25 protein-coding genes are annotated in these 24,186 nt (G+C 70.0%); 12 read left to right on the forward strand and 13 right to left on the reverse strand.

The window, feature by feature from the left end:
* The first annotated feature begins 83 nt into the window (after positions 1-83).
* Positions 84-539, forward strand: coding sequence for a YccF domain-containing protein (locus MKD50_RS24735; protein ID WP_115699304.1), 456 nt, complete (start codon positions 84-86; stop codon positions 537-539).
* A gap of 5 nt (positions 540-544) precedes the next feature.
* Here the strand turns inward: MKD50_RS24735 and MKD50_RS24740 are convergent, their stop codons facing one another.
* The 3 genes from MKD50_RS24740 to MKD50_RS24750 are packed head-to-tail and all read right to left on the reverse strand — an operon-like array spanning position 545 to position 2,908.
* Positions 545-1,015 carry a MarR family winged helix-turn-helix transcriptional regulator gene (locus MKD50_RS24740; RefSeq protein ID WP_252669093.1) on the reverse strand — a complete coding sequence of 157 codons (471 nt, stop codon included), beginning with the start codon at positions 1,013-1,015 and terminating at the stop codon, positions 545-547.
* Complete coding sequence (locus MKD50_RS24745) at positions 1,012-1,236, reverse strand: hypothetical protein (protein ID WP_252669094.1); 225 nt, start codon at positions 1,234-1,236, stop codon at positions 1,012-1,014. The genes MKD50_RS24740 and MKD50_RS24745 overlap by 4 nt, the downstream gene beginning before the upstream one ends.
* Positions 1,226-2,908, reverse strand: a complete 1,683-nt coding sequence (locus MKD50_RS24750) for an FAD-dependent oxidoreductase (RefSeq protein WP_252669095.1) — start codon at positions 2,906-2,908, stop codon at positions 1,226-1,228. The genes MKD50_RS24745 and MKD50_RS24750 overlap by 11 nt, the downstream gene beginning before the upstream one ends.
* A gap of 183 nt (positions 2,909-3,091) precedes the next feature.
* Here MKD50_RS24750 and MKD50_RS24755 point away from each other — a divergent pair, with 183 nt between their 5' ends.
* The 3 genes from MKD50_RS24755 to MKD50_RS24765 all read left to right on the forward strand — a co-directional run bounded on the left by MKD50_RS24755 (position 3,092) and on the right by MKD50_RS24765 (position 6,759).
* Positions 3,092-4,870: an OPT/YSL family transporter gene (locus MKD50_RS24755; protein WP_252669096.1), complete on the forward strand. Its 1,779-nt coding sequence runs from the start codon at positions 3,092-3,094 to the stop codon at positions 4,868-4,870.
* A gap of 128 nt (positions 4,871-4,998) precedes the next feature.
* A complete protein-coding gene (locus MKD50_RS24760; protein ID WP_115682047.1) occupies positions 4,999-6,156 on the forward strand; it encodes an acyl-CoA dehydrogenase family protein in 1,158 nt (385 codons plus the stop codon).
* A 30-nt stretch (positions 6,157-6,186) separates the two neighbouring features.
* Positions 6,187-6,759 (forward strand): hypothetical protein, encoded by a 573-nt coding sequence (locus tag MKD50_RS24765; protein WP_240071329.1) that lies wholly within the window; start codon positions 6,187-6,189, stop codon positions 6,757-6,759.
* A 103-nt stretch (positions 6,760-6,862) separates the two neighbouring features.
* On the opposite strand, the gene MKD50_RS24770 is transcribed toward MKD50_RS24765, so the two are convergent.
* The gene (locus MKD50_RS24770; RefSeq protein ID WP_115682045.1) at positions 6,863-7,237 is read right to left on the reverse strand and encodes a PHA-granule associated protein 4; all 375 of its coding nucleotides are present in this window, start codon (positions 7,235-7,237) and stop codon (positions 6,863-6,865) included.
* A gap of 141 nt (positions 7,238-7,378) precedes the next feature.
* A complete protein-coding gene (locus MKD50_RS24775; protein WP_252669097.1) occupies positions 7,379-10,246 on the reverse strand; it encodes a M16 family metallopeptidase in 2,868 nt (955 codons plus the stop codon).
* 119 nt (positions 10,247-10,365) lie between these two features.
* Here MKD50_RS24775 and MKD50_RS24780 point away from each other — a divergent pair, with 119 nt between their 5' ends.
* Genes MKD50_RS24780 through thpR form a run of 3 tightly spaced genes read left to right on the forward strand, consistent with a single transcriptional unit; the run spans position 10,366 to position 12,942 of the window.
* Complete coding sequence (locus MKD50_RS24780; RefSeq protein ID WP_252669099.1) at positions 10,366-11,847, forward strand: AlkA N-terminal domain-containing protein; 1,482 nt, start codon at positions 10,366-10,368, stop codon at positions 11,845-11,847.
* Positions 11,844-12,344 carry a methylated-DNA--[protein]-cysteine S-methyltransferase gene (locus MKD50_RS24785; protein WP_252669102.1) on the forward strand — a complete coding sequence of 167 codons (501 nt, stop codon included), beginning with the start codon at positions 11,844-11,846 and terminating at the stop codon, positions 12,342-12,344. Before MKD50_RS24780 ends, MKD50_RS24785 begins: the two co-directional genes overlap by 4 nt.
* A gap of 16 nt (positions 12,345-12,360) precedes the next feature.
* Entirely contained in the window at positions 12,361-12,942 is a 582-nt protein-coding gene (gene thpR, locus MKD50_RS24790; RefSeq protein WP_252669104.1) for an RNA 2',3'-cyclic phosphodiesterase, read from the forward strand.
* On the opposite strand, the gene MKD50_RS24795 is transcribed toward thpR, so the two are convergent.
* A complete protein-coding gene (locus MKD50_RS24795; RefSeq protein ID WP_252669106.1) occupies positions 12,926-13,549 on the reverse strand; it encodes a LysE family transporter in 624 nt (207 codons plus the stop codon). The two genes, thpR and MKD50_RS24795, sit on opposite strands and share 17 nt — an antisense overlap.
* A gap of 132 nt (positions 13,550-13,681) precedes the next feature.
* Between MKD50_RS24795 and MKD50_RS24800 the strand changes: the two genes are divergently transcribed.
* Together MKD50_RS24800 and MKD50_RS24805 are read left to right on the forward strand one after the other, a co-directional pair.
* The gene (locus MKD50_RS24800; protein ID WP_252669108.1) at positions 13,682-14,563 is read left to right on the forward strand and encodes a LysR family transcriptional regulator; all 882 of its coding nucleotides are present in this window, start codon (positions 13,682-13,684) and stop codon (positions 14,561-14,563) included.
* A 193-nt stretch (positions 14,564-14,756) separates the two neighbouring features.
* Positions 14,757-15,536: a flagellar brake protein gene (locus MKD50_RS24805; RefSeq protein WP_115699291.1), complete on the forward strand. Its 780-nt coding sequence runs from the start codon at positions 14,757-14,759 to the stop codon at positions 15,534-15,536.
* 98 nt (positions 15,537-15,634) lie between these two features.
* Here the strand turns inward: MKD50_RS24805 and MKD50_RS24810 are convergent, their stop codons facing one another.
* The 4 genes from MKD50_RS24810 to MKD50_RS24825 form a co-directional block, all read right to left on the reverse strand.
* Entirely contained in the window at positions 15,635-16,483 is an 849-nt protein-coding gene (locus MKD50_RS24810; protein WP_062803923.1) for an IclR family transcriptional regulator domain-containing protein, read from the reverse strand.
* Positions 16,484-16,576: 93 nt separating this feature from the next.
* Positions 16,577-17,002, reverse strand: a complete 426-nt coding sequence (locus MKD50_RS24815) for a DUF6691 family protein (protein WP_115699290.1) — start codon at positions 17,000-17,002, stop codon at positions 16,577-16,579.
* Between the two features lie 3 nt (positions 17,003-17,005).
* Positions 17,006-17,440 carry a YeeE/YedE family protein gene (locus MKD50_RS24820; protein WP_115699289.1) on the reverse strand — a complete coding sequence of 145 codons (435 nt, stop codon included), beginning with the start codon at positions 17,438-17,440 and terminating at the stop codon, positions 17,006-17,008.
* Positions 17,441-17,664: 224 nt separating this feature from the next.
* A complete protein-coding gene (locus MKD50_RS24825; RefSeq protein WP_252669110.1) occupies positions 17,665-19,962 on the reverse strand; it encodes a patatin-like phospholipase family protein in 2,298 nt (765 codons plus the stop codon).
* A 248-nt stretch (positions 19,963-20,210) separates the two neighbouring features.
* On the opposite strand from MKD50_RS24825, the gene MKD50_RS24830 reads away from it, so the two are divergent.
* The 3 genes from MKD50_RS24830 to MKD50_RS24840 all read left to right on the forward strand — a co-directional run bounded on the left by MKD50_RS24830 (position 20,211) and on the right by MKD50_RS24840 (position 22,601).
* Positions 20,211-20,435, forward strand: coding sequence for an oxidoreductase-like domain-containing protein (locus MKD50_RS24830; RefSeq protein WP_371925393.1), 225 nt, complete (start codon positions 20,211-20,213; stop codon positions 20,433-20,435).
* An 11-nt stretch (positions 20,436-20,446) separates the two neighbouring features.
* Positions 20,447-21,310, forward strand: a complete 864-nt coding sequence (locus tag MKD50_RS24835; RefSeq protein ID WP_252669166.1) for an NAD-dependent protein deacetylase — start codon at positions 20,447-20,449, stop codon at positions 21,308-21,310.
* A 382-nt stretch (positions 21,311-21,692) separates the two neighbouring features.
* Positions 21,693-22,601 carry a DMT family transporter gene (locus MKD50_RS24840; RefSeq protein ID WP_252669111.1) on the forward strand — a complete coding sequence of 303 codons (909 nt, stop codon included), beginning with the start codon at positions 21,693-21,695 and terminating at the stop codon, positions 22,599-22,601.
* 47 nt (positions 22,602-22,648) lie between these two features.
* On the opposite strand, the gene MKD50_RS24845 is transcribed toward MKD50_RS24840, so the two are convergent.
* The 3 genes from MKD50_RS24845 to MKD50_RS24855 form a co-directional block, all read right to left on the reverse strand.
* A complete protein-coding gene (locus MKD50_RS24845; protein WP_115702373.1) occupies positions 22,649-23,197 on the reverse strand; it encodes a DUF1439 domain-containing protein in 549 nt (182 codons plus the stop codon).
* Positions 23,198-23,318: 121 nt separating this feature from the next.
* Positions 23,319-23,522 carry a SlyX family protein gene (locus MKD50_RS24850; protein ID WP_115699284.1) on the reverse strand — a complete coding sequence of 68 codons (204 nt, stop codon included), beginning with the start codon at positions 23,520-23,522 and terminating at the stop codon, positions 23,319-23,321.
* Positions 23,523-23,614: 92 nt separating this feature from the next.
* Entirely contained in the window at positions 23,615-24,040 is a 426-nt protein-coding gene (locus MKD50_RS24855) for a VOC family protein (RefSeq protein WP_112776197.1), read from the reverse strand.
* Positions 24,041-24,186: the final 146 nt, after the last annotated feature.

A 24,186-nucleotide genomic window follows, 5' to 3' on the forward strand; every position in this document is an offset into this window, starting at 1 on the left:
GCCGCGCAAGCCCTCTGGCGCCATGGCGGCGCGGCGCCATTGCGTATCATGCGTGTTCCTTCCCTCACTGGTGCAACGACTGCATGCGCGCGATTGGCAACTTCCTCTGGTTCATCCTCGGCGGCGTGGTGATGGGCCTGGCCTGGTGGCTGGCCGGGCTGCTGGCCTTTGTCTCGATCATCGGCATTCCGTGGGGCAAGGCCTGCTTCGTGATCGGCAGCTTCACCTTCTTTCCGTTCGGCAAGCAGGCGATCAGCCGGCGCGAACTGACCGGGCGCGACGATGTCGGCACCGGAGCGCTCGGGCTGGTGGGCAATGTGCTGTGGTTTGTCGTTGCCGGTGTGTGGCTGGCCATCGGCCATGTCATGGCGGCGCTCGCCAACTTCGTGACCATCATCGGCATTCCGTTCGCGCTTCAGCACCTGAAGCTGGCCGGCATCGCGCTGGCGCCGATCGGCCAGACCGTGGTCAGCAACGAGATGGCCGACGCCGCGCGCCGCGATGGCGCCAGCGCGCGGGTAGACAGCCTGCGCCGCTGAGCCACTCAGGCGTCGGTGGCGTCGGCGCCTTCCCCTTCCTGCTCGCCGGCGTGCGCCACCAGGCGGTCGAGCAGGCTGCCCAGCAGCGCCTGTTCGGCTTCGCTCAGGCAACCGAAGATCTCGTCATTGCGCCTGGCGATCATCGCGATCGCCTGCCGGTACAGCGGCTTGCCCTGCGCGGTGAGCGACAGCACCACGCCGCGCCCGTCGGCCGCGCTGGCTTCCTTGCTGACCAGCCCGCGTGCCACCAGCGCCTGCGCCGAGCGGCTGGCTTGCCCCTTGGTCAGGTTGGCGCGCTGCGCCAGGGCATTGACCGACAGCGGCGCGAAGGCCCCGATCGCCGCCAGGCAACGCCCCTCGCTGAGCAACAGCCCGCATTGCTCCAGGTAGGCGGCGGCGCTGTCCTTTTCGCTGAGCTTGTTGACCTGGTGCAGGCGGTAGGTCAGGAACTGTTCGAGGCGTGGCAGGGGCTTCATGGCGTTTCCGTTTCAGGCGTCGGCATTGCAGGGCCGTCGCCCGCTTGCCGGCTGCGTGCCTCGGCTTCGTCGATCAGCGCCAGCACCGGCGCCAGCGCTTCCTGCCGGCTCATCAGTCCCAGGCACACCATCGCCAGCAGCAGCGGTGCGCGGGCCTCGCCGGTGCGGCCCATGGCTTCGCACAGTCGGGTATAGGCCTGGTCGAGTTCTTCAGCTCGCATGGTGGGCTCCGGTCTGCAGCAGGGGGGCGAGGGTGGCGCGCACGGCTTCCCATGACGGGTCGCGCCAGCGTGCCAGCACATAGCCATCGGGGCGGATCAGGTAAAGCGTGCCGGGGCGGGCGCCATAGCGGGTGCTGGCCTGGCCATCGACATCGGCCAGCGCGGTGGTGCCGGCAGCGGCGCCGGTGACCACCTCGTACGCGTGCAGGGCGTGCGGATGCGCCTGCGCGAGCGCGGCCAGCGGTTCCGGCAGTGCCGGGTTGGCATGCCGGAACCAGAGCAAGGTGAAGCGCTGCCCGAAGCATTGCGTGAGATGCCGGATGCCGCCCGGTCCTTGCACGCGCATCTCCGGCGCCGGCATGCCTGGGGCCGCGCCCGGGCAGTCGGCGCCGAAGTCGCTGGGACCGTTCAGCGCCGAACCGGTATAGGCGATCGGCGCCGATTGCCGCGGATTGATCAGCGAGCGCACGGCCGGCTCGGATGGCGCGAGCCGCAGCGTGGCTTCGCGCATCAGCTTGAAGGCGAAGTCGGGCGGCGCCATGAACTCGGTGCTCTTGGCGCCGTAGGCAAGGTTCTGGCGCGTGGCGTGCAGGCGCTCGGCGGAGTAGGTGTCGAGCAGGCTGTCGCCGGCCTGGCCGCGCAGCACCCAGGCCAGCTTCCAGGCCAGGTTGCCGGCATCGTCCAGCCCCGAATTGAGCCCGCGCACGCCGAAGATCGGCACCAGGTGGGCGGCGTCGCCGGCGAACAGCACGCGGCCATGGCGGTAGTCCTGCAAGGTCAGGCACTTGGCGTTGTACATCGAAATCCACAGCGGCCGCCACGGCTCGGTCTCGCCGATCATGTCGAGGTGGCTCTGCACGCGCGGCAGCACGTTCTCGGGCCTGACTGCCTCGTCCGGGTCTTCGTCGTCGCGGATCTGGTAGTCGATGCGCCAGACATCGTCGGGCTGCCGGTGCATCAGCAGGGTCGATCCGGGATTGGAGGGCGGGTCGAACCACGCCAGCCGCTCCACCTCGCGCCGCGTCTTCTGCACGATATCGACGATCACGTAGCGGCCTTCGTACTGCGTGCCTTCCATGCGCAGGCCCAGTTGCTCGCGCACCATGCTGCGTCCGCCGTCGCAAGCCACCAGCCATTGCGCATCGACCTCCACCGCGCCGTCGCCAGTCTCGATCTCGGCCACCACGCCGCCGGGGTGCTGGCGCAGCGTCCGCAGCCGCGCGCCGAAGCGCACCTCGGCGGGCGACGCGCCACGCAGCGCGGCATCGTGGGCGAAGGCCTCCAGGTAGTACTGCTGGATATTGACCATCGGCGCAAAGCGCTCGCCCGGCTCGCTCGGCATCTGGAAGTGCAGCACTTGCGTGTCGCGATAGTAGCTGCGTCCGCCGACCCAGGGCAGGCCGGTTGCGACGGTGGCCCGGTCGGCCCCCGCCCAGCCCAGGATTTCCAGCGAGCGCCGTGCCATGCAGATCGCGCGGCTGCCGGCGCAGTAGCCGTCGTCGGCCTCCACCACCAGCGCGGCAATGCCCTGGCGCGCCAGCAGTGCGGCCAGGGTCAGGCCGACCGGGCCGCCGCCGGCGATCAGCACCGGGATGCGCTGCGGCCAGGGGCGGGACGAAGCGGGTGGGGGTGCGGGCGGCACCGGCAGGCGAGGTGCGTACAGGTCTGGCATGGCTGGCTATGGTGTGCAGTAGTTGTGGGCGCAACTATATCGGCGATATAGTTGCGCACGAAACTAGTGTAAACCCGTCCGGCCCGCGCCGGCACTGCGGTAACGCAAACCAGCACCCGCCGCGGCCGGGCCCTTCGCCTATGCTTCGCAGCAGGCACACTGTTCCGCTGAAGGGGCCGCGCCATGCCCGTCCTGCCCTCCGATGCCGCGCCTCGCGCGGCCTGGCTGCCAGCGCCGGGCAGCTGGCGATACCACCTGATGCTGGGCGCAGCCGGCATGCTGGTGCTGGGTCCGCTGGGCGGAGTGGCCGCGGCGTACATGAACTTCTCGCTGGGCTTTTTCGTCGGCGGGCAGGTCCTGGCGGGCATCCTGGGCTCGGTGGTGACGGCAGGCTATGGCGCGTCCGGCCGCCATGGCGCCAACTACATCCAGACCGCGGCGGCGTCGGTGGCGGGCATGGGCGGCATGGCGGTGGTACTGCAGGCGATGGCGTGGCTGGGCATGGCGCAGCCGCCGCTCTGGCAACTGCTGCTGTACCTGCTGTGCATCGGCATGTTCGGGGTGGGCGTGGGCATGCTGTACACGCCGTTGCTGGTGGACCGCATGCAGCTGACCTTTCCCTCGGGGCTGGCGGTGGCCAACATCCTGCGCGCGCTGACCGATCCCGCGCTGCTGCGGCGATCGGTGGCGCGGCTCGGCGGCGGCATGGCGCTGGGGCTGGCGAGCGGGCTGGGGGCCGCGCGCGTGCCGTGGCTGGCGGCGCTGGACCTGTCCGCGGCCACCTTCGGCGCCGGCATGATCGTCGGCGCGCGCGTGGGCGTTGCCGCGCTGGTGGGCGGGCTGGCGGGTTGGGCCATGACGCCGTGGTTTGTCGCCGCCGGCTGGCTCGCGCCGGGCGAGCCTTACCGCAAGGCCACGTTCCTGGTGGCGTTGGGCATGATCCTGGGCGCGGCCGTGGTCGACCTGGCACAGTTGCTGGTGCAGGCGTGCCGGCGCTGGCGGGCGCGCCAGCGGCAACCGCACGCGCCGCGGCGCGGGCCGGGCATGGGCTGGGTGGCGGCCTGGGCGCTGCTGTGGGGCGCGGCCACGGTGGCGGCGGGCGTGATGTGGTTCGGGCAGCCGCTGGCTTTCCAGGTGATGGCCGTGCTGATGGCGCTGGTGTTCGCGCTGGTCAACGGCATTTCGGTCGGCATGGTCGACCAGAACCCGATTTCGTCGGCGTTCGTGCTGTCGGTGATCCTGATGGCGGCCGCGGGCCTGCGCGCGCCGCAGGTCGGCCTGATCGCCGCCACGGTGCTGCTGGTGGCCACGGCCGAAGCCAGCGACATGCAGCAGGACCGCTCCACCGGCTGGCGCCTGGGCAGCGACCGCATGGTGCAGTTCGGCTACCAGGTGGCGGGCATCGTGGTCGGTGCACTGGTCGCGGTGGCGATGGCGCGCCTGTTCCTGCAGGCCTATCCGGTGCTGGCGCTGGACCAGACCCGCCTGCCGGCCGACCAGCAGCCGGCGCGCTGGACCTCGGCCATGACCTACAAGATCGTGGGCGTGCTCCATGGCTTGTCGCAGGACCGGACCGGCCAGTATCTGGCGGTCGGAGCGGGACTGCTGATCGGACTGGCCACGGCGCTGTTGCGCCGCGCCATCCTCGGCCATCCTGCGTGGCAGCGCTTTGCGCGTTCCGGACGAGGCGGGCAGGCGGCGGATTTCGTGCTCGATGCCGTGATCCTGCCCTCGCCTTATGCGTCGTCGTTCGGCGGTTTTGTCAACCTGACGGCGGCGGCATGGATGGCGGCAGGCGGTGTGCTGGCCAGCGTGGGCGCCGTAGTCGGCACGCGCGGGACGCGCGGGCAGGGCTTGCCGCGCGACATGAACACCGCGTCGCTGCTTGGCGGGGGCTTGATTGCCGGCGACGCACTGGCGGCGCTGGGCATCGGCATGGCCGGCCTGCTCTCCGTTAGCTGAGAGGTCGGGGCGGCTGATTGTCAAATTTTATTGACGCTTCTGTCCAAGATCCAATGGATTGTCAAATCGCGCCACCGGCGTACCATAGGCGGCCAGACTGACGTACTGGCTTGACCCGGAGAATCACCATGGCCCTAGACCAAGAATCCTTTGCCCTGCTGCGCGCCTCGGTGCAGCGCTTCATCGACGAGCGCCTGAAGCCCGCCGAAGACACGCTGGAGGAAACCGACGACGTGCCCGCCGAGATCGTCGCCGACATGAAGGAGATGGGGCTGTTCGGCATTTCCATCCCCGAGAACTACGGCGGCATCGGCCTGTCGATGTCGCAGGAATGCGATGTGGTCTATGACCTCGGCCATACCGCGTTCGCCTTCCGCTCGGTCTTCGGCACCAACGTCGGCATCGGTTCGCAGGGCATCCTGATGGATGGCACCGAGGAACAGAAGCAGCAGTACCTGCCGCGCATCGCCAGCGGCGAGATGATCATCTCGTTCGCGCTGACCGAGCCCAACGCCGGCTCCGACGCGGCCTCGCTGCAGACCAGGGCCGAACTGGACGGCGACCACTACGTTATCAACGGCACCAAGCGCTTCATCACCAATGCGCCGCGCGCGGGCGCCTTCACGCTGATGGCGCGCACCGGCGGCCCGGGCGCCGGGGGCATCTCGTCGTTCATCGTGCCGGCCGACACCCCGGGTATCTCGCTGGGCAAGCCCGACAAGAAGATGGGCCAGCGCGGCACCAAGACCTGCGACGTGGTGCTCGAGAATGTGCGCGTGCCGGCCGCCAACATCATCGGCGGCGTGCCGGGGGTGGGCTTCAAGACCGCCATGAAGGTGCTGGACCGCGGCCGCCTGCACTTGTCGGCGCTGGCCTGCGGCATGGCGCACCGGCTCATCACCGACGCCGTGGCGTATGCCAAGGAGCGCAAGCAGTTTGGCCGCCCGATCGGCGACTTCCAACTGATCCAGGCGATGCTGGCCGACAGCCAGGCCGAGCTCTACGCGGGCCTGTCGATGGTGCGCGACTGCGCCCAGCGCTATGATGCCAAGCCCGCCGGCAAGAGCGATCCGGAAGTCAGCATGCTGGCTTCGTGCACCAAGATGTTCTGTACCGAGATGGTCGGCCGCGTGGCGGACCGCGCGGTGCAGATCCACGGCGGCGCCGGCTATATCGCCGAGTACAAGGCCGAACGCTTCTATCGCGATGTGCGCCTGCTGCGCCTGTACGAAGGCACCACGCAGATCCAGCAGATGATCATCGCCAAGCATCTGCTGCGCGACTGACCCCCAACGGCCCGCGTGGCAGGAGTCGACATGGACACGATGCAGTATCGCGGGCGCGACGGTGCGCCGCAGGCAGGACATGATGACGGCGCGCCGCACCGGCTGCGCGCGGTGGTGGCGACCTATCGCCCCACGCTGCAGGCGTACACGCTGGCGGTATCGCCGGCCGAGCTGATGGCGCTCTCCGCGCTGCCGGCACAGATGGCGGCCAGCGTCGGCGCCGCCCCGGACCCGCGCGTGCAGGCGCACCTGGCGCGGTTGCGTACCAAGGTGCACGGCAGCGGCATCGCCTTGCCCGGTGCCATCGTGGTGGCGGTCAGCGGCGGTAGCATGCAGTGCGAGTGCGACCACCTGTTCACGCTTACGCTGCAGCCGCGCCATGGCGACCGCCTGATCGTGATCGACGGCTACGAGCGCCTGCTGGCGCTGGCGCATGGCGAGCGCCGCCAGTGCAAGACGCTGGTGTCGGCGGTGCTGTGGCGCACCGCGCTGGAGACTGCCGCGGCGACACCGGCCGACGATGCCGCCAACGACATCATCGACGCGCCGGTGGCGCAGTCATGCGCGGCGCGCTGGGCCAACGCGACGCGGATATGGCATTGATCCGCGTGATTGGCGTGACCGGCGTGACCGGCGCAAGGTAACGGAAGCCGCCTGCAGGGGCGGCTTCTTTGTTTTCTGGTGACCCCAGGGGCGCTTGGGCCGCTTATTGCGGCCACACGCCATCGACCTCGCGCAGCAGGTGGCCGGCGAGAATATAGTCCCCGAGCCGGGTAGCCTTGGCCTCGAGGTCGAGCAGTTCATGGTCCGCCAGCGTGCCGAGATCGAACTGGCAATAGAGATTGCGTTGGCGGAATGTGCCCTTGGGTTTGGCCAGCCCTTCGATCAGGGCTTCGCGGGAACGGACGGCGATGCTTTCTTGTCCGCGATACTGCACCTTGATACCGCGCTTTTCTCCGAGCCTGCCGAGTTCGACGGCGTCCTGCCATCCGGTCTCGTAGTCCAGCTCAAGCGCCAGCACGCCTTCGGAGGCCAGAAGCCTGAGCGCTTCTGCCTTGCTGCCAGCTCGCACGATTGACATCCACACCTCTTGTATCGACTTATACTGTACGAATATACAGTCAACCCGGGGTCGGGGCAAGGGCCTGGCGCCGCAATGCCCGCGCTCGCGGACGGCGCCACCGCCCGGCGAGTATGGTTGCCGATCTATGTCAGGCGCATGTCAGAGGCGCGCGGGTGGCCTGTTGCCGCCTTCGTTGTTGCCGGCTTCGTTGCCGCCGGCGCCTGAGCCGGTCGCAGTGCCGGCGGGCGTGCCCGCGGCCTGGCCGGTTGCGCCGCCCTGCGCCGCCGCGCCGGCGAAGTCGCCGGCATAGGCGCGTGACAGCGTGCCCGGCTGCATGTAGCGGCGGATGGCGGCGTTGACGGCTTCAGGGGTGGCGTCGCGCAGCCGTTGCTCGAGTTCCGCGGTAAAGGTCATGGTGCGGCCCAGGTAGAGCTGGCTGGCCAGCGCGCCGGCGAGCGCGGCGTCGTTGCTGCGGCTCACCATGCCCTGCTGCAGCAGGCCGCTGACGGCCTCGGCCAGTTCCTGCGCGGTAATGCCGTCGCGCACCAGCCGCTCCAGTTCCTCGCTGACGGCGCGCTGCACCCGCGGCAGGCTCTGCGGCGCATATTGCGCGCGCACGCCGAAGCGGCCGGCGCGATCGAAGGCGCCCACTTGCATCCAGCTGCTCGCGCCGTAGCTCACGCCCTCGCGCTGGCGCAGCCGGTCCGCCAGCCGGCTGCGCAGGCTGGCGCCGCCCAGCACGCGGTTGGCAATCATCATCAGCGCATAGTCGGGGGCATCGTTGGTCAGGTCGATCGGGGCGGTGGCCAGGTACACGGCGTTGGCCTTGCCGGGCGTGGGCAGCGTGAATTCGGCGGGCGGGATCGGCACGAACGGACGGTCGACGCGCGCAAACGGCTGCGGCGCGGTCCAGTCGCCAAACAATGCTGCCGCCTGCGCCGAGGCAGCCGCGCCATCGAAATCGCCGACCAGGCTCAGCTGCGCATGCCCCGTGCCGTAGAAGCGGGCATGGAAGTCGCGCACCTGCGCCAGCGTGGCCGCGCGCAGGTCGGCGATATTCTCGGCAATGGTGCGCGCATGGCGCGGGTCGCCCGCGGGGTAGGGATCGCCGTGCCGGCCCAGCGCATTGGCGGCCAGCACGCCGGGTTCGCGCTGCACGCTTTCAAGCTCCGCGATGCTGGTCTGGCGCAGGGTCTCGAACTCGACCTCGGGGAAGGTCGGCGCGCGCAGCAGGTCGCGTAACAGCGCCAGCACCTCCGGCAGGTGCGCGCGGCGCGTCTCGAAACTGACCGTCACCTGCTCCGGGCCGCCCGCGATGCCGACGCGCGCGCGCAGGGCCTCGATGCGGTCTGCGATCTGCTGACGGTCCATGCCGGCGCTGCCGCGGCGGAGCATCGCGGCGGTGAGCGCGCCCACCGTGGTCAGCCCTTGCAGGCTGTGCGCATCGCCCATGCGCAGCACCAGCACGCCGTGTACCACTTCCCCGCGTGCGGGCTTGGGCAGCAGGGCCAGCTGCATGCCGTTGGCGAGCGTCTGGCGCGTGGTATGGGCTTCGATGTTGGCGGGACTGGGATCGAATGCCGCCACCGCGGCCAGCGCCGGCCGGCCCTGGTAGCCATTGACCATGGCCGCGATGTCGGGCACCGCCGGCACCTGCGCGCGCTGCGGCTGCTCGGCGGGTAGGAACACGCCCAGGGTGCGGTTCGAGGCCTGGAAGTAGTTCAGCGCCACGCGCTGCACGTCGGCCAGCGTGGTGGTCTCGATGCGGTCGCGCGCGAGAAAGAACAGGCGCCAGTCGCCCTTGGCGATGGCCTCGGACAGCGCAATCCCGAGCGCGCCGGGATCGTTCATGTAATGCTCGTAGGCGTTGCGCATGCGCACGCGCGCGCGCTCCAGCTCGGCCTCGGTCACGGGCGCTTCGGCAAAGCCTTCGATCTGCGTGATCAGGCCGGCGCGCGCGGCCGCGAGCGGCTGGTCTTTCGAGGCCTGTGCCATGAACAGCAGCGCGCCGGGGTCCTTCATCGCATAGAACGCGCTGCCGATCGACGTAGCCTGGCCGCGCTCCACCAGCGCCTTGTACAGCCGTCCGCCGGGAGTGTCGCCCAGGATGATGGTCAGCAGGGCCAGCGCGGTGGTGTCGGGGTGCGCGCCGGGGCTGACATGGTATTGCGCGGCCACCAGGCGCGTGTCGCCCGGGCGCATCACCACCAGTTCGCGCGCGCCTTCCTGCGCGGGCTCGACCGTGGGCTCCGGCGGCAGCACGCGTTGCGGGCGCGGAATCGGTCCGAAATAGCGTTCGATGCGCGCCAGCGTGGCGGCGGGATCGAACTTGCCCGCCACCACCAGCACCGCGTTGTCGGGCTGGTAATAGCGGCGGTAGAACGCGCGCAGGTTGTCGAGGCTGACGTTCTCCACGTCGCTGCGCGCGCCGATCGGGGCCTTGCCGTAGTTGTGCCAGCGATAGGCGGCGGCCATGGTCTGCTGCATCAGCATGCGCCCGGGGCTGTTCTCGCCCATCTCCATCTCGTTGCGCACCACCGTCATCTCGCTGTCGAGGTCGGCGCGCGCGATCACGCTGTTCACCATGCGGTCGGCCTCCATGCGCAGCGCCCAGTCGAGGTTGTCATCGCTCGCGGTGAAGGTCCCGAAGTAGTTGGTACGGTCCTGCGCGGTGGTGCCGTTGACGCTCATGCCGCGCCGCGCGAACTCGCCCGGGATGGTCTTGCCCGGCAGCGACGGCGTGCCCTTGAACAGCAGGTGCTCGAGCAGGTGGGCCATGCCGGTCTCGCCGTAGTTTTCGTGGCGGCTGCCGACCAGGTAGGTGATGTTGACGGTGGTGGTGGGCTTGGCGGCATCCGGTGCCAGCACGATGCGCAGGCCGTTGGGCAGGCGGTGTTCGGTAATGCCTTCGACCGACGCCACCTGCACCGCCTGCACTGCCTGTACCGGCGCTGCCGAAGGCTGCGCCAGCGCTGGCGGGCAGGCCAGCGCGGCAAGCAGTGACAGGTGCAGGGCGGTGCGGCGCATGGGGTCTCCGATGGGAAAGATAGGGGCAGGGCAACTGTGCCCCAACCCACCCGCGCGCGCCAGAGGGAAATGTCCGAAACCAGCGGATGCGCGCCGGCATCTGGCGGTAGCATGCCGTCATGAACCTCGATCCCGACACCTGCTACAAGGCCGTGGCCTCGCACGACCGCCGCTTCGACGGACGATTCTTCGTGGGCGTCTCGTCGACCGGCGTGTATTGCCGCCCCGTGTGCGCGGTACGCACCCCCAAGCGCGAGAACTGCTCGTTCTATGAAAGCGCCGCCGCGGCCGAGAAGCATGGCTTCCGCCCGTGCCTGCGCTGCCGCCCGGAGCTGGCGCCGGGGCATGGCCTGGCCGATATTTCCGGCCGGCTGGCGCAGGCCGCCGCCACGCTGATCGATGAGGGCTTCATGGCCGACGGCAGCGTGGCCGCGCTGGCGGCGCGCATCGGCGTGACCGAGCGCCACCTGCGGCGGCTGTTCGACGCGCAGTTCGGCGTGTCGGTGCTGGAGTACGCGCAGACCCAGCGGCTGCTGCTGGCCAAGCGGCTGCTGGCCGATACCGCGCTGCCGGTGACGGACGTGGCGCTGGCGGCGGGCTTCGGCAGCGTGCGCCGCTTCAACGATGTGCTGAAGACCCGCTACGGCCTGACGCCGCTGGCGTTGCGGCGGCGTGCCGCTGAGGGCGTGGCCGACCGGCTGGTATTCGAGCTCGGCTACCGGCCGCCCTTTGCCTGGGACGCATGGCTGCGCTTCCTGGCCACGCGCGCGGTCGACGGCATCGAAGCCATCCGCGATGGCGCCTATCTGCGCACCTTGCGTGTCGAAGCCGGCGGCAGCGCCCACCTCGGCTGGGTGCGAATCGAGCATGTGCCGCGCCGGCTGGTGCTGCGGGTGACGTTGTCGGCGTCGCTGGCGCGCGTGATTCCGCAAGCGCTGGGCAAGGTGCGCCGGCTGTGCGACCTGGGCTGCCGCCCCGACGTGGTGGACCGCCACCTGGGCGAACTGGCCGAGACGATGCCCGGCGTGCGCCTGCCGGGCTGCGTCGACGGCTTCGAGATCGCGGTGCGCGCCGTGGTCGGGCAGGTGATTTCGGTGGTGCAGGCGCGACGCATCCTGGCCGCGCTGGCCCAGCGCGCCGGGCAGGCGCTGGGCGGCGCGCCGCCGGAGGGCCTGCGCTATACCTTCCCGAACGCGGCCGCGCTGGCGGCATTGCCCGACGCTGCGCTGCGCGAGGCCGGCGTGTCGCCGGGCAAGGCCCGCACCCTGCACGCCCTGTCCTGCCGCGTGGCCGACGGCACGCTGGGGCTCGACCCGCATGCGGCGCCGGAGCAGGCGGTGGCGGCGCTGCGCCAGATCGACGGCATCGGCGACTGGACCGCGCAGTATGTCGCCATGCGCGCGCTGGGCTGGCCCGATGCCTTCCCCGGCACCGACTATGCGCTGCGCAAGGTGCTGGGCGTCAGCACCGTGCGCGCGATGCACGAACGCACTGCGCAATGGGCGCCGTGGCGGGCCTACGCCGCGATCCACCTGTGGCATCGCTACGAAGCGATGAAGGACTCGCCGCCGGCCGCGGCGCAACCGGAGACCCTCCCATGACCAGTTATCGCCATATCGACAGCCCGCTGGGCACCGTGCTGCTGCGTGCGCGCGACGGGCACCTGACCGGAGTCTTCTTCGCGGGGCAGAAGTACCATCCCGCCGGCGTTGCCGACAGCCGCGACGTGCCTGCGGCCGACGCCACGGTGCTGGAGCGCGCCGCCGCCGAGCTGGCCGAGTATTTCGACGGCCGCCGCGACACCTTTACCGTGCCGCTGCGCTTTGGCGGCAGTCCGTTCCAGCAGCGCGTGTGGCAGGCGCTGCTGGAGATCCCGTGCGGCGCCACCGCTTCGTACGGCGAACTGGCGCGCACGCTCGGGCTGCCGCCCACGCATGCGCGCGCGGTCGGTGGCGCGGTCGGCCGCAATCCGCTGTCGGTGATCGTGCCCTGTCATCGCGTGCTGGGCAGCGCCGGCGCGCTGACCGGCTATGCCGGCGGCATCGAGCGCAAGCGCGCCCTGCTGCGGCGCGAAGGCATCGCCGCCACCACGGGCTGAGGCCCGCCGCGCAGCGATGGCACGGCTGTTCATCGCGGTGGAAGTACCGCCGGCACAGGCGGTGGGGCTGTTGTCGACGCTTCCTGCCGCGCCCGGCGTGCGCGCCGCCACGCCGGCGCAGGTCCACCTGACCCTGCACTTCATCGGCGAAGGCCTGGGCGAGGCGGCACAGGCCGTCGAAAAACTCGGTGCCGAGCTCGCGATGCTGCGCACCCCCGCGTTCACGCTGCAGGCGTACGGCACCGGGCGCTTCCGCAGCGGCCCGGGATCGGTGCTGTGGGCCGGCCTCGCGCCCGGTCCCGGACTGGACGCGCTGCGCGCCATGCACGCCGAGGTGGGGCAGGCCCTGGCGCACGCCGCCGGCTTTCCGCCGGAGCGGCGGCGCTTCCATCCGCACGTGACCCTGGCCCGCTGCAAGCCGACCGTGCCCGAGAGCGCGCTGCGCGCGTGGCTCGATGCTCACCGCACCCTGGCCAGCGCGCCGTGGCGCGTCGCGCGGCTGGTGTTGTTCGAAAGCCGGCTCGGTCCGCAGGGCCCGCAACACCTGCTGCGCCAGGCCTGGCAGCTGTCGGCGCAAAGCCCTACGCCAGGTTGCTGAAGCCCAGCGCCACGCCCAGTCCGCACAGGGCCGAGCCGATGGCGCGGTCCAGCAGCCGCTGGCGCCGCAGCATGGCCGCGCGCAGCGGCGGCGCGGTGAACACCCACGCCACCACGCTGAACCACGCCAGGTGCGCCACCGACATGAACCCGCCATAGGCCCACTGCACCGGAGCCGGGGTGTGGGCATCCACCACCTGGGTGTAAGTGCTGACGACGAACAGCGTGGTCTTGGGGTTCAACGCATTGGTCAGGAAGCCCATGCGCAGCGCCGCCAGCGGGGCCAGCGCGCGGCCGCCGTGCAGGTCCACCGTCAGCGCGTCGCGCTTGCGCAGCGTCTGCAGGCCGATGCAAATCAGATAGACGGCGCCCAGCGCCTTCACCACCGTCAGCACGCCATGCGCGTGCGCCATCAGCAGCGACACTCCGAACATCGTATAGAGCACATGCACCTGCACGCCCAGGGCGATGCCGAGTGCACCGAGCAAGCCGGCGCGGCGGCCGTACAGGTAGCTGTTGCGGGTGACCATGGCGAAGTCCGGGCCGGGACTGATTACTGCCAGCACGGTCACCGCGGCGACCGCCAGGGATTCGGCGAGAGGGGGCATGTTGCGTCAGGATATGTTGTGTTTTCGGGCCGGTCCCGGTTGGTGGGGACCAAAGCGTACCCAATTCTGCGTGCCGGAATGCACCCCCACAACCGATATATACTCGCTCGATTCCGTGAGAAAAACTGACCGATGCACTGGCTGGGATGGATCCGATTCTTCGAGGCCGCGGCGCGCCATGAGAGCTTTGCGCGCGCGGCGCAGGAGCTGCACCTGACCCATGGCGCGGTCAGCCGGCAGATCCGCCAGCTGGAGGACACGCTTGGCGTGGCGCTGTTCGAGCGGCGCAACCGCGGCGTCTTCCTGACCGAGGCGGGGCGCTCACTGTTTGCGGCGGCGACGCAGTCGATGGAGGGTCTGGCCGCGGCGGCCGCGCGCATCCGCAAGCAACCGACGGGGCGGGCCCTGGTGCTGTCGTGCGAGCCGACCATCGCCATGCGCTGGCTGATCCCGCGGCTGCCGCGCTTTGCCGCGCGCCATCCCGACATTCCGCTGCACCTGATGGCGGCGGGCGGGCCGATCGACTTTGCGCGCAGCGGCGCCGACCTGGCGCTGCGGCGCAACGACTTTGCCTTCGATGCGCGCTGGCATGCGCGCGAGGTGGCGCAGGAACGCGTGGGTCCGGTGTACCGGCCTCAAGCCGCCGAGGATGCGGCGGTGGCGCCGGTGCGGTTGCACACGCGCACGCGGCCCGAGGCGTGGCAGCGCTGGCAGGCGGCGTGCCCCGATGACGCGGGCCGCCTGGGCCTGCACGGCGACGCCTGGTACGAGCACTTCTATCTGAGCCTGCAGGCCGCTGCGGCAGGCCTGGGCTGGGCCATGGCTTCGCAGCTGATGGCTGCCGACGAGATCGCCGACGGCCGGCTGGCCGCACCGTTCGGCTTTGCGGCCGATGGCTCGGCCTACCACCTGCTGTCGCCGGCGCCGTTCGAGCACGACACGCGCCGGCTTGCCCTGCTCGCATGGCTGCGCGAAGCGGCGCAGGCCACCCTCGCGCCGGCGCCGCAGGCCTGAAAGCCGCGCCAGGCGCTACCCCCCGGAAGTCTGTCCTCAAGTTCTGCCACAGATTTGCCGAAGTGAGATCATCGGTCTTGCCGGCTAATGGTGCAGGCGCTTAACATGCGGCGCGCAGCCGGCAGGCCGGTGCCGCCGACGGGCTCCGGCTGGTCCGCGGCTGTGCCATCGCCGTCGCTCCCAGCCCCTCCAGATGTTGCGTGAACCTATGAACCAGCACGACGCCCCCGGGCCCGCCGATCACGACGCCGAAGTCGACGCCGAAGCCGACCCGGCAGACGACCGCTATCGCCTGACCCACAACTCGCAGATCGGCACGGTGCTGCGCGACCTGGCGTGGCAGAAGTGCATGCTGAGCGTGCGCACCCGCACCGCGCATCAGTTCGTCACCTCGATCCTGCATGTCGACCCGGTCAACCGCACCTTCGTGTTCGACTGGTGCAATGCCGAGCCCGAACGGATGTCGCTGATGACTTCCGAAGAGAACGCGTTCTCCGGGCTGCTGCGCGGCGTGCCGGTCAACTTCGTGGTGGGCCAGCCGGCGGCCACGCGCTATGAGGACGGTCCCGCCTTCGTCGTCGAGTTTCCGGCAAAGCTCTATCACTTCCAGCGCCGCCGCCATTTCCGCGCACGCACGCTGGTGACCAAGGGCTACCGCTGCGAGATGCCGATGCCGGACAAGGCCGTGCTGGGCCTCGATATCGCCGACCTGTCGCTGTCCGGCGTGGGATTGCGCTCCAAGACCGTCACCGCCGACCACCTGCCGGTTGGGACCACGGTGGCGAAGTGCCGGCTGGACTTCCGCGAGCTGGGCAAGCTGGAGGTGGACATGCAGGTGGTCGGCCACTGGCTGGTAGGCCACGACGACAGCGCCATCCACCACTTCGGCTGCGCCTTCGTCAATCCGGACGGGCGCATGGAGAACTTCCTGCAGCGGCTGGTGTTCGCGCTCGAACTGGCGCACCGCGGCTGAGTCGCCGCCCCGGCGAAGACGGAGTCACCGGCGCAACGGCTGCCGGCCCGGCGTGTGGCCGCTGGTGCCGGCAACCCGGCAAACAGCAAGTGTCAGGATCAGGAGCCGATCATCCGGCCGATCGCGGCGGCGGCTTCGCGCATCGGCGCCAGCAGCCGCGTGATCATGTCCGCTTCGGAGACGCGCGCGGCGCGCACGCTCACGCTCAGCCCAGCCAGCACGATGCCCGAGGCCGAGCGCACCGGCACGGCCATGGCGCGCAGGCCGGGCTCCAGCTCTTCATCGACGATCACATAGTCCACTTCGCGGGCACGCTCGAAGCAGGCTTCCAGCTCCTGCCGCGAGACCTTGGTCTGCAGCGTGCGCGGGCGCAGCTCGGCATGCTCGAAGAAGCCGTCGAGCACCGTGGCGGGCTGGTGCGCCAGCAGCAGCCGGCCGTTCGAGGTGCAATAGGCCGGCAGGCGGCTGCCCATGCCGAGCGAATAGTTCAGCACGCGCTGCACCTCGGAGCGCACCAGGTACAGGATGTCGGTGCCGTCCAGGATCGCCAGCGTGCAGGTCTCGTGGATGCGCGCGCTCAGGTTGTCCAGGATCGGCTGCGCCAGCGACACCAGCGAGGTCGACGAGAAATACGCATGCCCCAGGTGCAGCACGCGCGGACGCAGCGCGAACTGCCCGTCCTGCTGGCTGACATAGCCCAGCTGCTCCAGCGTATACAGGCAGCGCCGCACCGAAGCGCGTGACAGCTGGGTGCGCTGTGCCACCTGCGAGATTGTCAGCGGACGCTTGCGCTCGGAAAACGCTTCGAGCACGGTCAGCCCGCGCGCCAGCGACAGCATGAAATTGGGATCGCCGGCAAAGCTGGCGAGCAGGTCGGCCTGGGGCCGGGCAACGCGGACGGTGTCGGCCTGGGCATGGCCAAGACCGATGGGGCGAAGGACATCCATGGGAGGCTGGGGTGGTCTACGGTCGTTCGATTATCGCGCAATGGTAAACCGCTCCGGCGCTGCGGGCCAGTACTGCTTGCATGCTGCGCCGCGTCATTGGCGGCGCCCGGCCAGAGCTTCGGCCACTTCGAACAGCGCCATGCCCGCCAGCATCGCCGCGACAAAGCCCCACGCCTTGGCATAGCCGGCACCCAGCGCGACCAGCGCCGGGCCGGGGCAAAAGCCGGCCAGGCCCCAGCCCACGCCGAAGGCGGCACTGCCCAGCAGCAGGCGCGGCGTGACCGCGGCCAGCGCCGGCCACTGCATCGGCAGCCCCAGCCACGAGCGCTGGCGCCGGCGCGCCAGCACAAAGGCCACCACGCCCACCCCGATCGCGCCGGCCATGACGAAGGCAAGCGACGGGTCCCACATTCCCGCGAGGTCGAGAAAGCCCAGCACCTTGGCCGGGTTGGCCATGCCGGAGAGGATCAGGCCGATGCCGAACACCAGTCCGGCCAGCAACGCCAGCAGCGTGCCCATGGCTCAGCCCCCCAGCACGTGGCGCTGCACGAGCACCGTCAGGAAGCCGGCCGCCATGAAGGTCACGGTGGCCGCCAGCGAACGCACCGAACCGCGCGACAGGCCGCATACGCCATGGCCGCTGGTGCAGCCGCCGGCATAGCGCGTGCCCACGCCGACCAGCAACCCGGCTACCAACACCTCGGTCCAGCCCGCGTCGATGCGTGCCGCGGGCATGGCATCGAAGGCGGTGGCCAGCCATGGCGACAGCAGCAGGCCGATGACAAAGGCGACGCGCCATGCGCTGTCGCCATGCGGCAGCCGCAGCAGGCCGCCGACGATGCCGCTGATGCCGGCGATGCGGCCCAGGCCAAGGATCATCAGCGCCGCCGCGAGGCCGATGACAAGCCCGCCGGCGAGCGAAAGCCACGGCGTGAAATGCTGGAAGTCGATCTGCATGAAGAGTACGCGCGGAGGCGGCCGCAAGTGCAGCCCAAGGCAGGGATTATAGGCGCGCCCTCGTCGGTCGCGCGCCCATAAAAAAGTCGCCGCTGGGGAAGCGGCGACCGGGGAAGGTTGTCATTCAAGAGGGGGTCTTGGTGACAGGAAAAGTATAGACATTTGAATTAAGACATTACATACAACTTTGGTGGGGTACGGCAGGCGCACATTGCCGTGCCGCATCAGAACGGTTTGCCCAGGTACAGGTAGAAGCTGAAGGTGCCGGCCGCCGCGCGGCCATAGGCCAGGTACAGCGGCCCGAGCGGGCTATCGAGCGCCAGGAACAGCGAGCCGGACTTGAGCAACCCGGTCGGGCTGCCCGGCACCAGCGGATCTCCCACCCGGCCTGCCTCCAGCGAGAAGCCGGCGTAGACGCCCTGCAGCAGGGTCTGCCGCGCCAGCTTGTTGTAGTACACCAGCCGCGCAAACTGCAGGTTGCCGCCCATCAGCTGCCCGGTCGCGTAGCCGGACTGCTGCAGGAAACCGCCCCACTGGAACTGGTCGTAGTTGGGCAGCGGCTTGCCGCCGGGATTGCCGCCGACCTTGAAGCCAAACGAGAGCGTATGGTCGCCGAATGAATGGGCATAGATGCCGTCGGCCTGCGCCTTGACATAGGACCGGTCGGCGCCGAGCCCGGGTTGCGAGGCGTAGATCCGCACCCCGCCCGCATAGCCGAAGCGCGGGAAGTCCACGCTGTCGAGCTGGTCGAAGAACAGCCGGCCGGTGATGGCCCCGCGCCGGATGCTGCCCGGACCCGGCGACAGCGACGCGGGGCCGGTGCTCAGGGTGGCGTGCTCCGAGCCGGTCTGGACCCCGACGCGCAGCTCCCCGTACTTGGTGAACTGGCTGCCAACGTCGAGTGCGAAGTCAAAGCGGCGCACGTCGTAGGTGGCGATGCGCGTGCTGCCCTGGAACACATTGACGGGGCGCCGCTCCAGCTCGATGCGCGGCGCGATGAAGAAGAACTGGCGCGTGTCCAGCGGCTGGTAGAACTCGCTGCTCAGCGCCGAGGTCTGGCCCACCTGCGCGTCGGTGCGCCATTCCGCCCCCAGCGCATTGAGCCAGGTGCGCCGGTAGCTGCCCACCAGGTTGAAGTAGGCGTCGCCGCGGAAGTCCGAACTCAGTCCCAGCCCGAAACGCAGGTAGTCGGGGCCCCACGATTTTTCCACCGCATTGACCGTCAGCACGCGCCTGCCGGGCTCTTCCAGGATGCCGTAGTTGACGTGCTCGAAGTCGCCGGTGCCGAACAGGCGGCGCATGTCCTGGTCCAGCGCGGCCTGGTCGATCGGCTCGCCCGGCCGGGTCTGCATCACCGCGGTGGCATAGTCGGGGTTGACGCGATGCAGCGGCGCCAGCCGGATCTCGTCGACAGGGCGGGTGTCGGGCGGCTGCACCGCCTGCTGGGCCGCGCGCAGCTCGGCATACTGCGCCGGCGGCAGCGCCAGCGGCGCGAGCCGGTCGGCGACCTTGCGCGCGGCGGTCTCGCCGATCGGGATGGTGGCCGGCAGGTGGTCGAAGTCCATCGCGGAGAAATCGCCCAGCGCGGGCTCGATCAGCACGTCGGTGGGCCGCAGCGAGGCCAGCGATGCGCGCACGTTCTGCTCGGTCAGGATGTTGAGCATCTGGCCGGTCACGCCGATCACCGAGGTCAGCGCCTCGCGCTTCATCAGCGGCGTGCCCAGGTTCACCGCGATGACGATATCGGCGCCCATGCTGCGCGCCACGCCCACCGGCAAGTTGTCGGTCAGCCCGCCGTCGACCAGCAGCCGGCCCTCGTATTCCGCCGGGGCCACCGCCCCCGGCACCGACATGCTGGCGCGCATTACGTTGGCCAGCTCGCCCTCGCTGAACACCACCGCCGTGCCCGCCACCAGGTCCGTCGCCACCGCGCGGTACGGGATCGGCAAGCGGTCGAAATCGCGGTAGCCCGGGGTCCTGGCCAGCTGGCGCAGCACCGTCTCCAGCTGCACGCCGGAGACCGCGCCCTTCGGCAGCAGCACGCCACTTGCCTGCAAGCCGATCTCCGGCGTGAGCAGGTTGGTGAAGTCGTCCTGCTTGCGCCGCACGCTCAGGTCCTGGCGCGGCGGCCGTTCCTTGAACAGCTTGTTGGTGCTCAGGCCGCTGACCAACTGTTCCATTTCAGCCGGCCCCATGCCGGTAGCGTAGGCGCCGCCGACCAGCGAGCCCATGCTGGTGCCGGCGATGCAGTCGACCGGGATACGCATCGCCTCCAGCACCTTGAGCACGCCGATATGCGCGGCGCCGCGCGCGCCGCCGCCCGACAACACCAGGCAGATGCGCGGGCGTCCGGCCGCGGCGGGCGGCGCGCCTGCAGGGGCGGCAAGGTCCGCGGCAGCGCCGGCGTCGTGGCCGGGCGCCGGGGGCTCCGCGGCCATCGCGGTGCCGGCGCCCAGCGCGATGGCGGCAACCAGGCGCATCATGCCGGCGCGGCGCAAGCAATGGTGTGGAACTGCCTTCATGGCTCGATCAGGGTCGCAATCCGCCACCAGGCCGGTTGCCGTGGGGGAAGTCCGGCTATCTTCCGGCAAAACGTGTTGTGCGGGCCCTGCGCCGCGCCGTGCGCAAAAACAATTCAACACGCGGCTCGGAAGTATTCAGATCGGCTCCCGGCGCTGCCAGGTGGGGCGGCGGGGCCGCCGGACGCCGGCGGGCGCGCCGGAATATACTGGGGGCTGGTCTGCCATGGCGCCGCGCGCGCGATCCGCAAGTGTCTCAAGTGTCCCCTGTAGTCCCTGTAACCGGTTCCACGCTTACCCCTGACGATCCCCGCCCGGAGCCGCCCGAGCGGCCCGCCGACGGCGAGTGCTGCGGCTCCGGCTGCGATCCTTGCATCTTCGATTACTACTACCAGGAGCTGGACCGCTACCGCGAGGCGCTGCGGGCCTGGGAGGCGCGCCAGGCCGCTCGCCATGCCGAGGATCAAGCCAGTTGAGCGCCCTGACGATGCAGCCATCGCAGGTAGCGGCGGCAGCCGGGGCGACGCTGTTCGATTTCGTGCAGCGCCACCCGCGCCTGTTCGTGCTGACCGGCGCCGGCATCAGCACCGATTCCGGCATTCCCGGCTATCGCGACGCACGCGGCCAGTGGCAACGCTCGCCTCCCATCACGCTGCAGGCCTTTCTCGGCTCGCATGCCGGGCGTCAGCGCTACTGGGCGCGCAGCATGCTCGGCTGGCCGCTGGCGGGGCAGGCACGGCCCAACGATGCCCACCACGCGCTGGCGCGGCTTGGCGCGCAGGGCCGGATGACGGCGCTGGTCACGCAGAATGTCGACGGCCTGCACCAGCGCGCCGGCAGCCAGGGCGTGATCGAGCTGCACGGCAGCCTGGCCAGCGCCATCTGCCTGGACTGCGGCGCCAGCCACGACCGCGCCGGCCTGCAGGACTGGCTGGTGTCCCGCAACGCCGCGCTGCGCGACGTGATCGCGCCGCCCGCCGCCGATGGCGACGTGCATTTCGAATCGCCGCTGTTCGCGCAGTTCCAGGTGCCCGATTGCAGCCATTGCGGCGGCATCCTCAAGCCTGACGTGGTGTTCTTCGGCGACTCCGTGCCGCGCGCGCGTGTCGATGCCGCGCGCGCAGCGCTGGCCGAAGCGGATGCGATGCTCGTGGTGGGGTCGTCGCTGATGGTTTATTCGGGCTACCGCTTCTGCGTCTGGGCCGGCGAGATGGGCAAGCCGGTGGCCGCGCTCAACCTGGGCACCACGCGTGCCGACGCCATGCTGGCGCTGAAGGTCGAGGCCGGCTGCGCACCGGCGCTGCGGGCGCTGGTGTCGCGGCTGGAGCAGGACGGCGCAGGATCCCGTTGACGCGAGCGCCGTGCAGGCATAGCATCGCCACACCAATTTGATCGACACCGCTCGGTCTTTCTTCAAGGCTTCCGCTTCCCACCATGACCGCAGACCGCCAACGCCCCGTCATCGCCGCGCCTCCGGGCCGCGCGTTGCCGTGCCCGCGTCGCCAGCCTGCGTTCGCATCTGTCGCGCCGCCGCCGCCGTTCTGCGGCGGTGCACACCCGCCGCCGCCGCGCGGCTGACGGGCACGCGCCCCAGCCCTTCTCGTCTCCGGTAATCCCGCCTTCGTGCGCCCGCGCGCACGGCCGCCGCACGCCCGTGCGCGCTGTCGCCGTGCCGTGGCCGCATGCCGATGCGCGTTGCCGGAGCCCGCCAAGCTGACGACAGATGACAAGCCATGACCAACCAAGAAGACTGCGCGGCGCGCTTCGACGCCGCGCGCGACGCGCTCACCACGCGCACCACATCCACCGCCCTCTGGGCCACGCCGCTGTTCGTGCTGCTATGGAGCAGCGGCGCCATCGCGGCGCGGCTGGCGCTCGACCACGCCACCCCGTTTGCCCTGCTGACGCTGCGCTTTGCCTTGGTTTGCGCCGTGCTGGGCGCGCTCGGCCTGGCGCGCGGGCGCCTGCTGCCGCCGCGCGGCGAGCGGCTGCACACGGCCGGCGCGGGCCTGCTGCTGATCGGCGGCTACGCGGTCTTTTACTTTCTGGCGCTGGACCACGGCATGACGCCCGGCGTGCTGGCCACGGTGCTGGGCGCGCAGCCGATGCTGACGCTGCTGCTGACCGAGGGCCGCGCCAGCGCCACGCGCCTGGGCGGCCTGGCGCTGGCGTTCGCCGGACTGGCCATGGTCGTCGCCGACAGCCTGCTGCTGGCCAGGCTGTCGCCGGCGGGCGTGCTGTGCGCGCTGGCCTCGCTGGCCAGCATGACGGTTGGCGCCATCCTGCAGAAACGCAGCCCGCGCGCGCCCGCCGAAGTGCTGCCGCTGCAGTACGGCGCAAGCCTGGCGGCCTGCCTGCTGTGCCTGCCGTTCCAGCCCTTCGCGTTCGAAGCCTCGCTGGCATTCGCCGCGCCGCTGCTGTGGCTTGCGCTGGGGATTTCGATCGGCGCGACGCTGCTGTTCTACCGCCTGATCCATGCCGGCAACCTGGTCAACGTGACGAGCCTGTTCTACCTGGTGCCGGCAGGCACCGCGGCGCTGGATTACCTGCTGCTGGGCAACCGCATGGCGCCGCTGGCGCTGGCGGGGATGGGCGCGGTGCTGGCGGGGTTGGGGTTGGTGTTCCGCGGCACCAAGCGCTGATGAAGCGGTAGGTGGAGCAGGGGGAGAGGCGCTGCCCGAAGGCGCGCCTACCGCTGCTTCACCTCTACCCGCACCTCATCCTTGCCCACCGTGATCGCCCCCGGTTCTACCTCCTTGCCGCCCACGCGCAGTTCCTCCGGCTTGAAGGTATAGATCGGATAGTCCTTCAGCAGCTGCTGCGCGACCACGGCGCCGATGGCGTTTAGCTGTTCGCGATAAGGCCCCATGCCGGCGACTTCGACCTGCTGCACGGTGGGGTTGTCGAGCAGCACCGCGCGCCGGGTCGCGTCATAGCGAATGCCACTGTTCAGGGCCAGCTTGCCGTCGACAGGGGGCGAAGGCAGCAGGGCGTTGGTCAGGCGTGCGTCGACGTGGGTGGTGATGCGGTTGCTGGCTTCATCCAGTACTAGCCGTGGATGGCTGAGCTGGACGCTGACGACTTCGGCGTAGCGCAGCGTTGCGGGAAAGCGCTTGTCGAGTTCGGTCTGCAGTTCCTGGCGGCTCAGGGAGTATTCGCCGGTCCAGATGTTGTAGCCGGCAACGGCCGGAGCGGCGATGCAGGCGGCGGCAAGCATCAGGGAGAGTTTCAGGCGCATGTGGCGGATCGGGCGCGCCATGGGGCGACGCGGCAAATGGGATCAGCCTGTCAGACTGCCGCGGCAGGGGCGGCGTTCCGTCACATCGGCCACGGGTATGCCAGGCGCCGCGCCGTCCGGCTCAGTAGTGCGGGGGAATTTCCTGCGCGGGGTCGGCTTCGGCCGCGGTGGTGGCGGCGCTGCGCACCTGCTGGTACAGCGCGCGGAACTGCTCCTGCAGCAGGTCGATCTGCTGCTGTTGGCGCGCCACGGTGCTGTTCAGGGTATCGAGCAGGTCTTCCTGGAAGGCGAGCTTGATTTCGAGTTCGTTGATGCGATCGTCCATGGCTAGGTTTCTCCGGCGGGCGGCGCGCATTGTAAACCCATCGCCGGGCTGTGGCCCGAAGCGCGCCGCCGGCCGGGAACCTGCTCGCTGGCTTATTTTGGCGCGGTCAGCAGCATCCACATGATGCCGAAACGGTCGGCCACCATGCCGAACTGGTCGGCAAAGAAGGTCTTGTCCAGCGGCATCAGTACCTGGCCGCCTTCCTTCAGGCCGTTGAAGGCCTTCTCGACCCCGGCCTTGTCGGGAAAGGTGATGGCCAGGCCGAAACCCTGGAAGGCGACCTGGTTCGAACACTGCCCGTCGGAGGCCAGGATGATGCTGTCGCCGACCTGGAATTCCAGGTGCATGACCTTGTCCTGCGCGCCCGCGCCGGGCTGGCAGCCTTCGCCGCCCTTGCCGGCGTCGGGGTTGTCGGCAAAGGTCATGCGGGCGTTGACCTTGGCGCCAAGGGTCTGCTTGTAGAACTCGACCGCTTCATCGCAACGGCCTTCGAAAAACAGATAGGGCTGGACTTGCATGACAACTCCTTGAAGGGGCGGCCTGTGGGGCTGTAGGGCCGCAGGTCTCGGCAATGGCGCACAGGCTTTGTGTACGCCGTCCACAATACCTTAGCAAAGAAAATGGACGGCGTCCACATCGAATGCGCAATGGGTCCCTGGGGGCA

This window comes from Cupriavidus mimosae (assembly GCF_023952485.1).
GTDB lineage: Bacteria > Pseudomonadota > Gammaproteobacteria > Burkholderiales > Burkholderiaceae > Cupriavidus > Cupriavidus taiwanensis_C.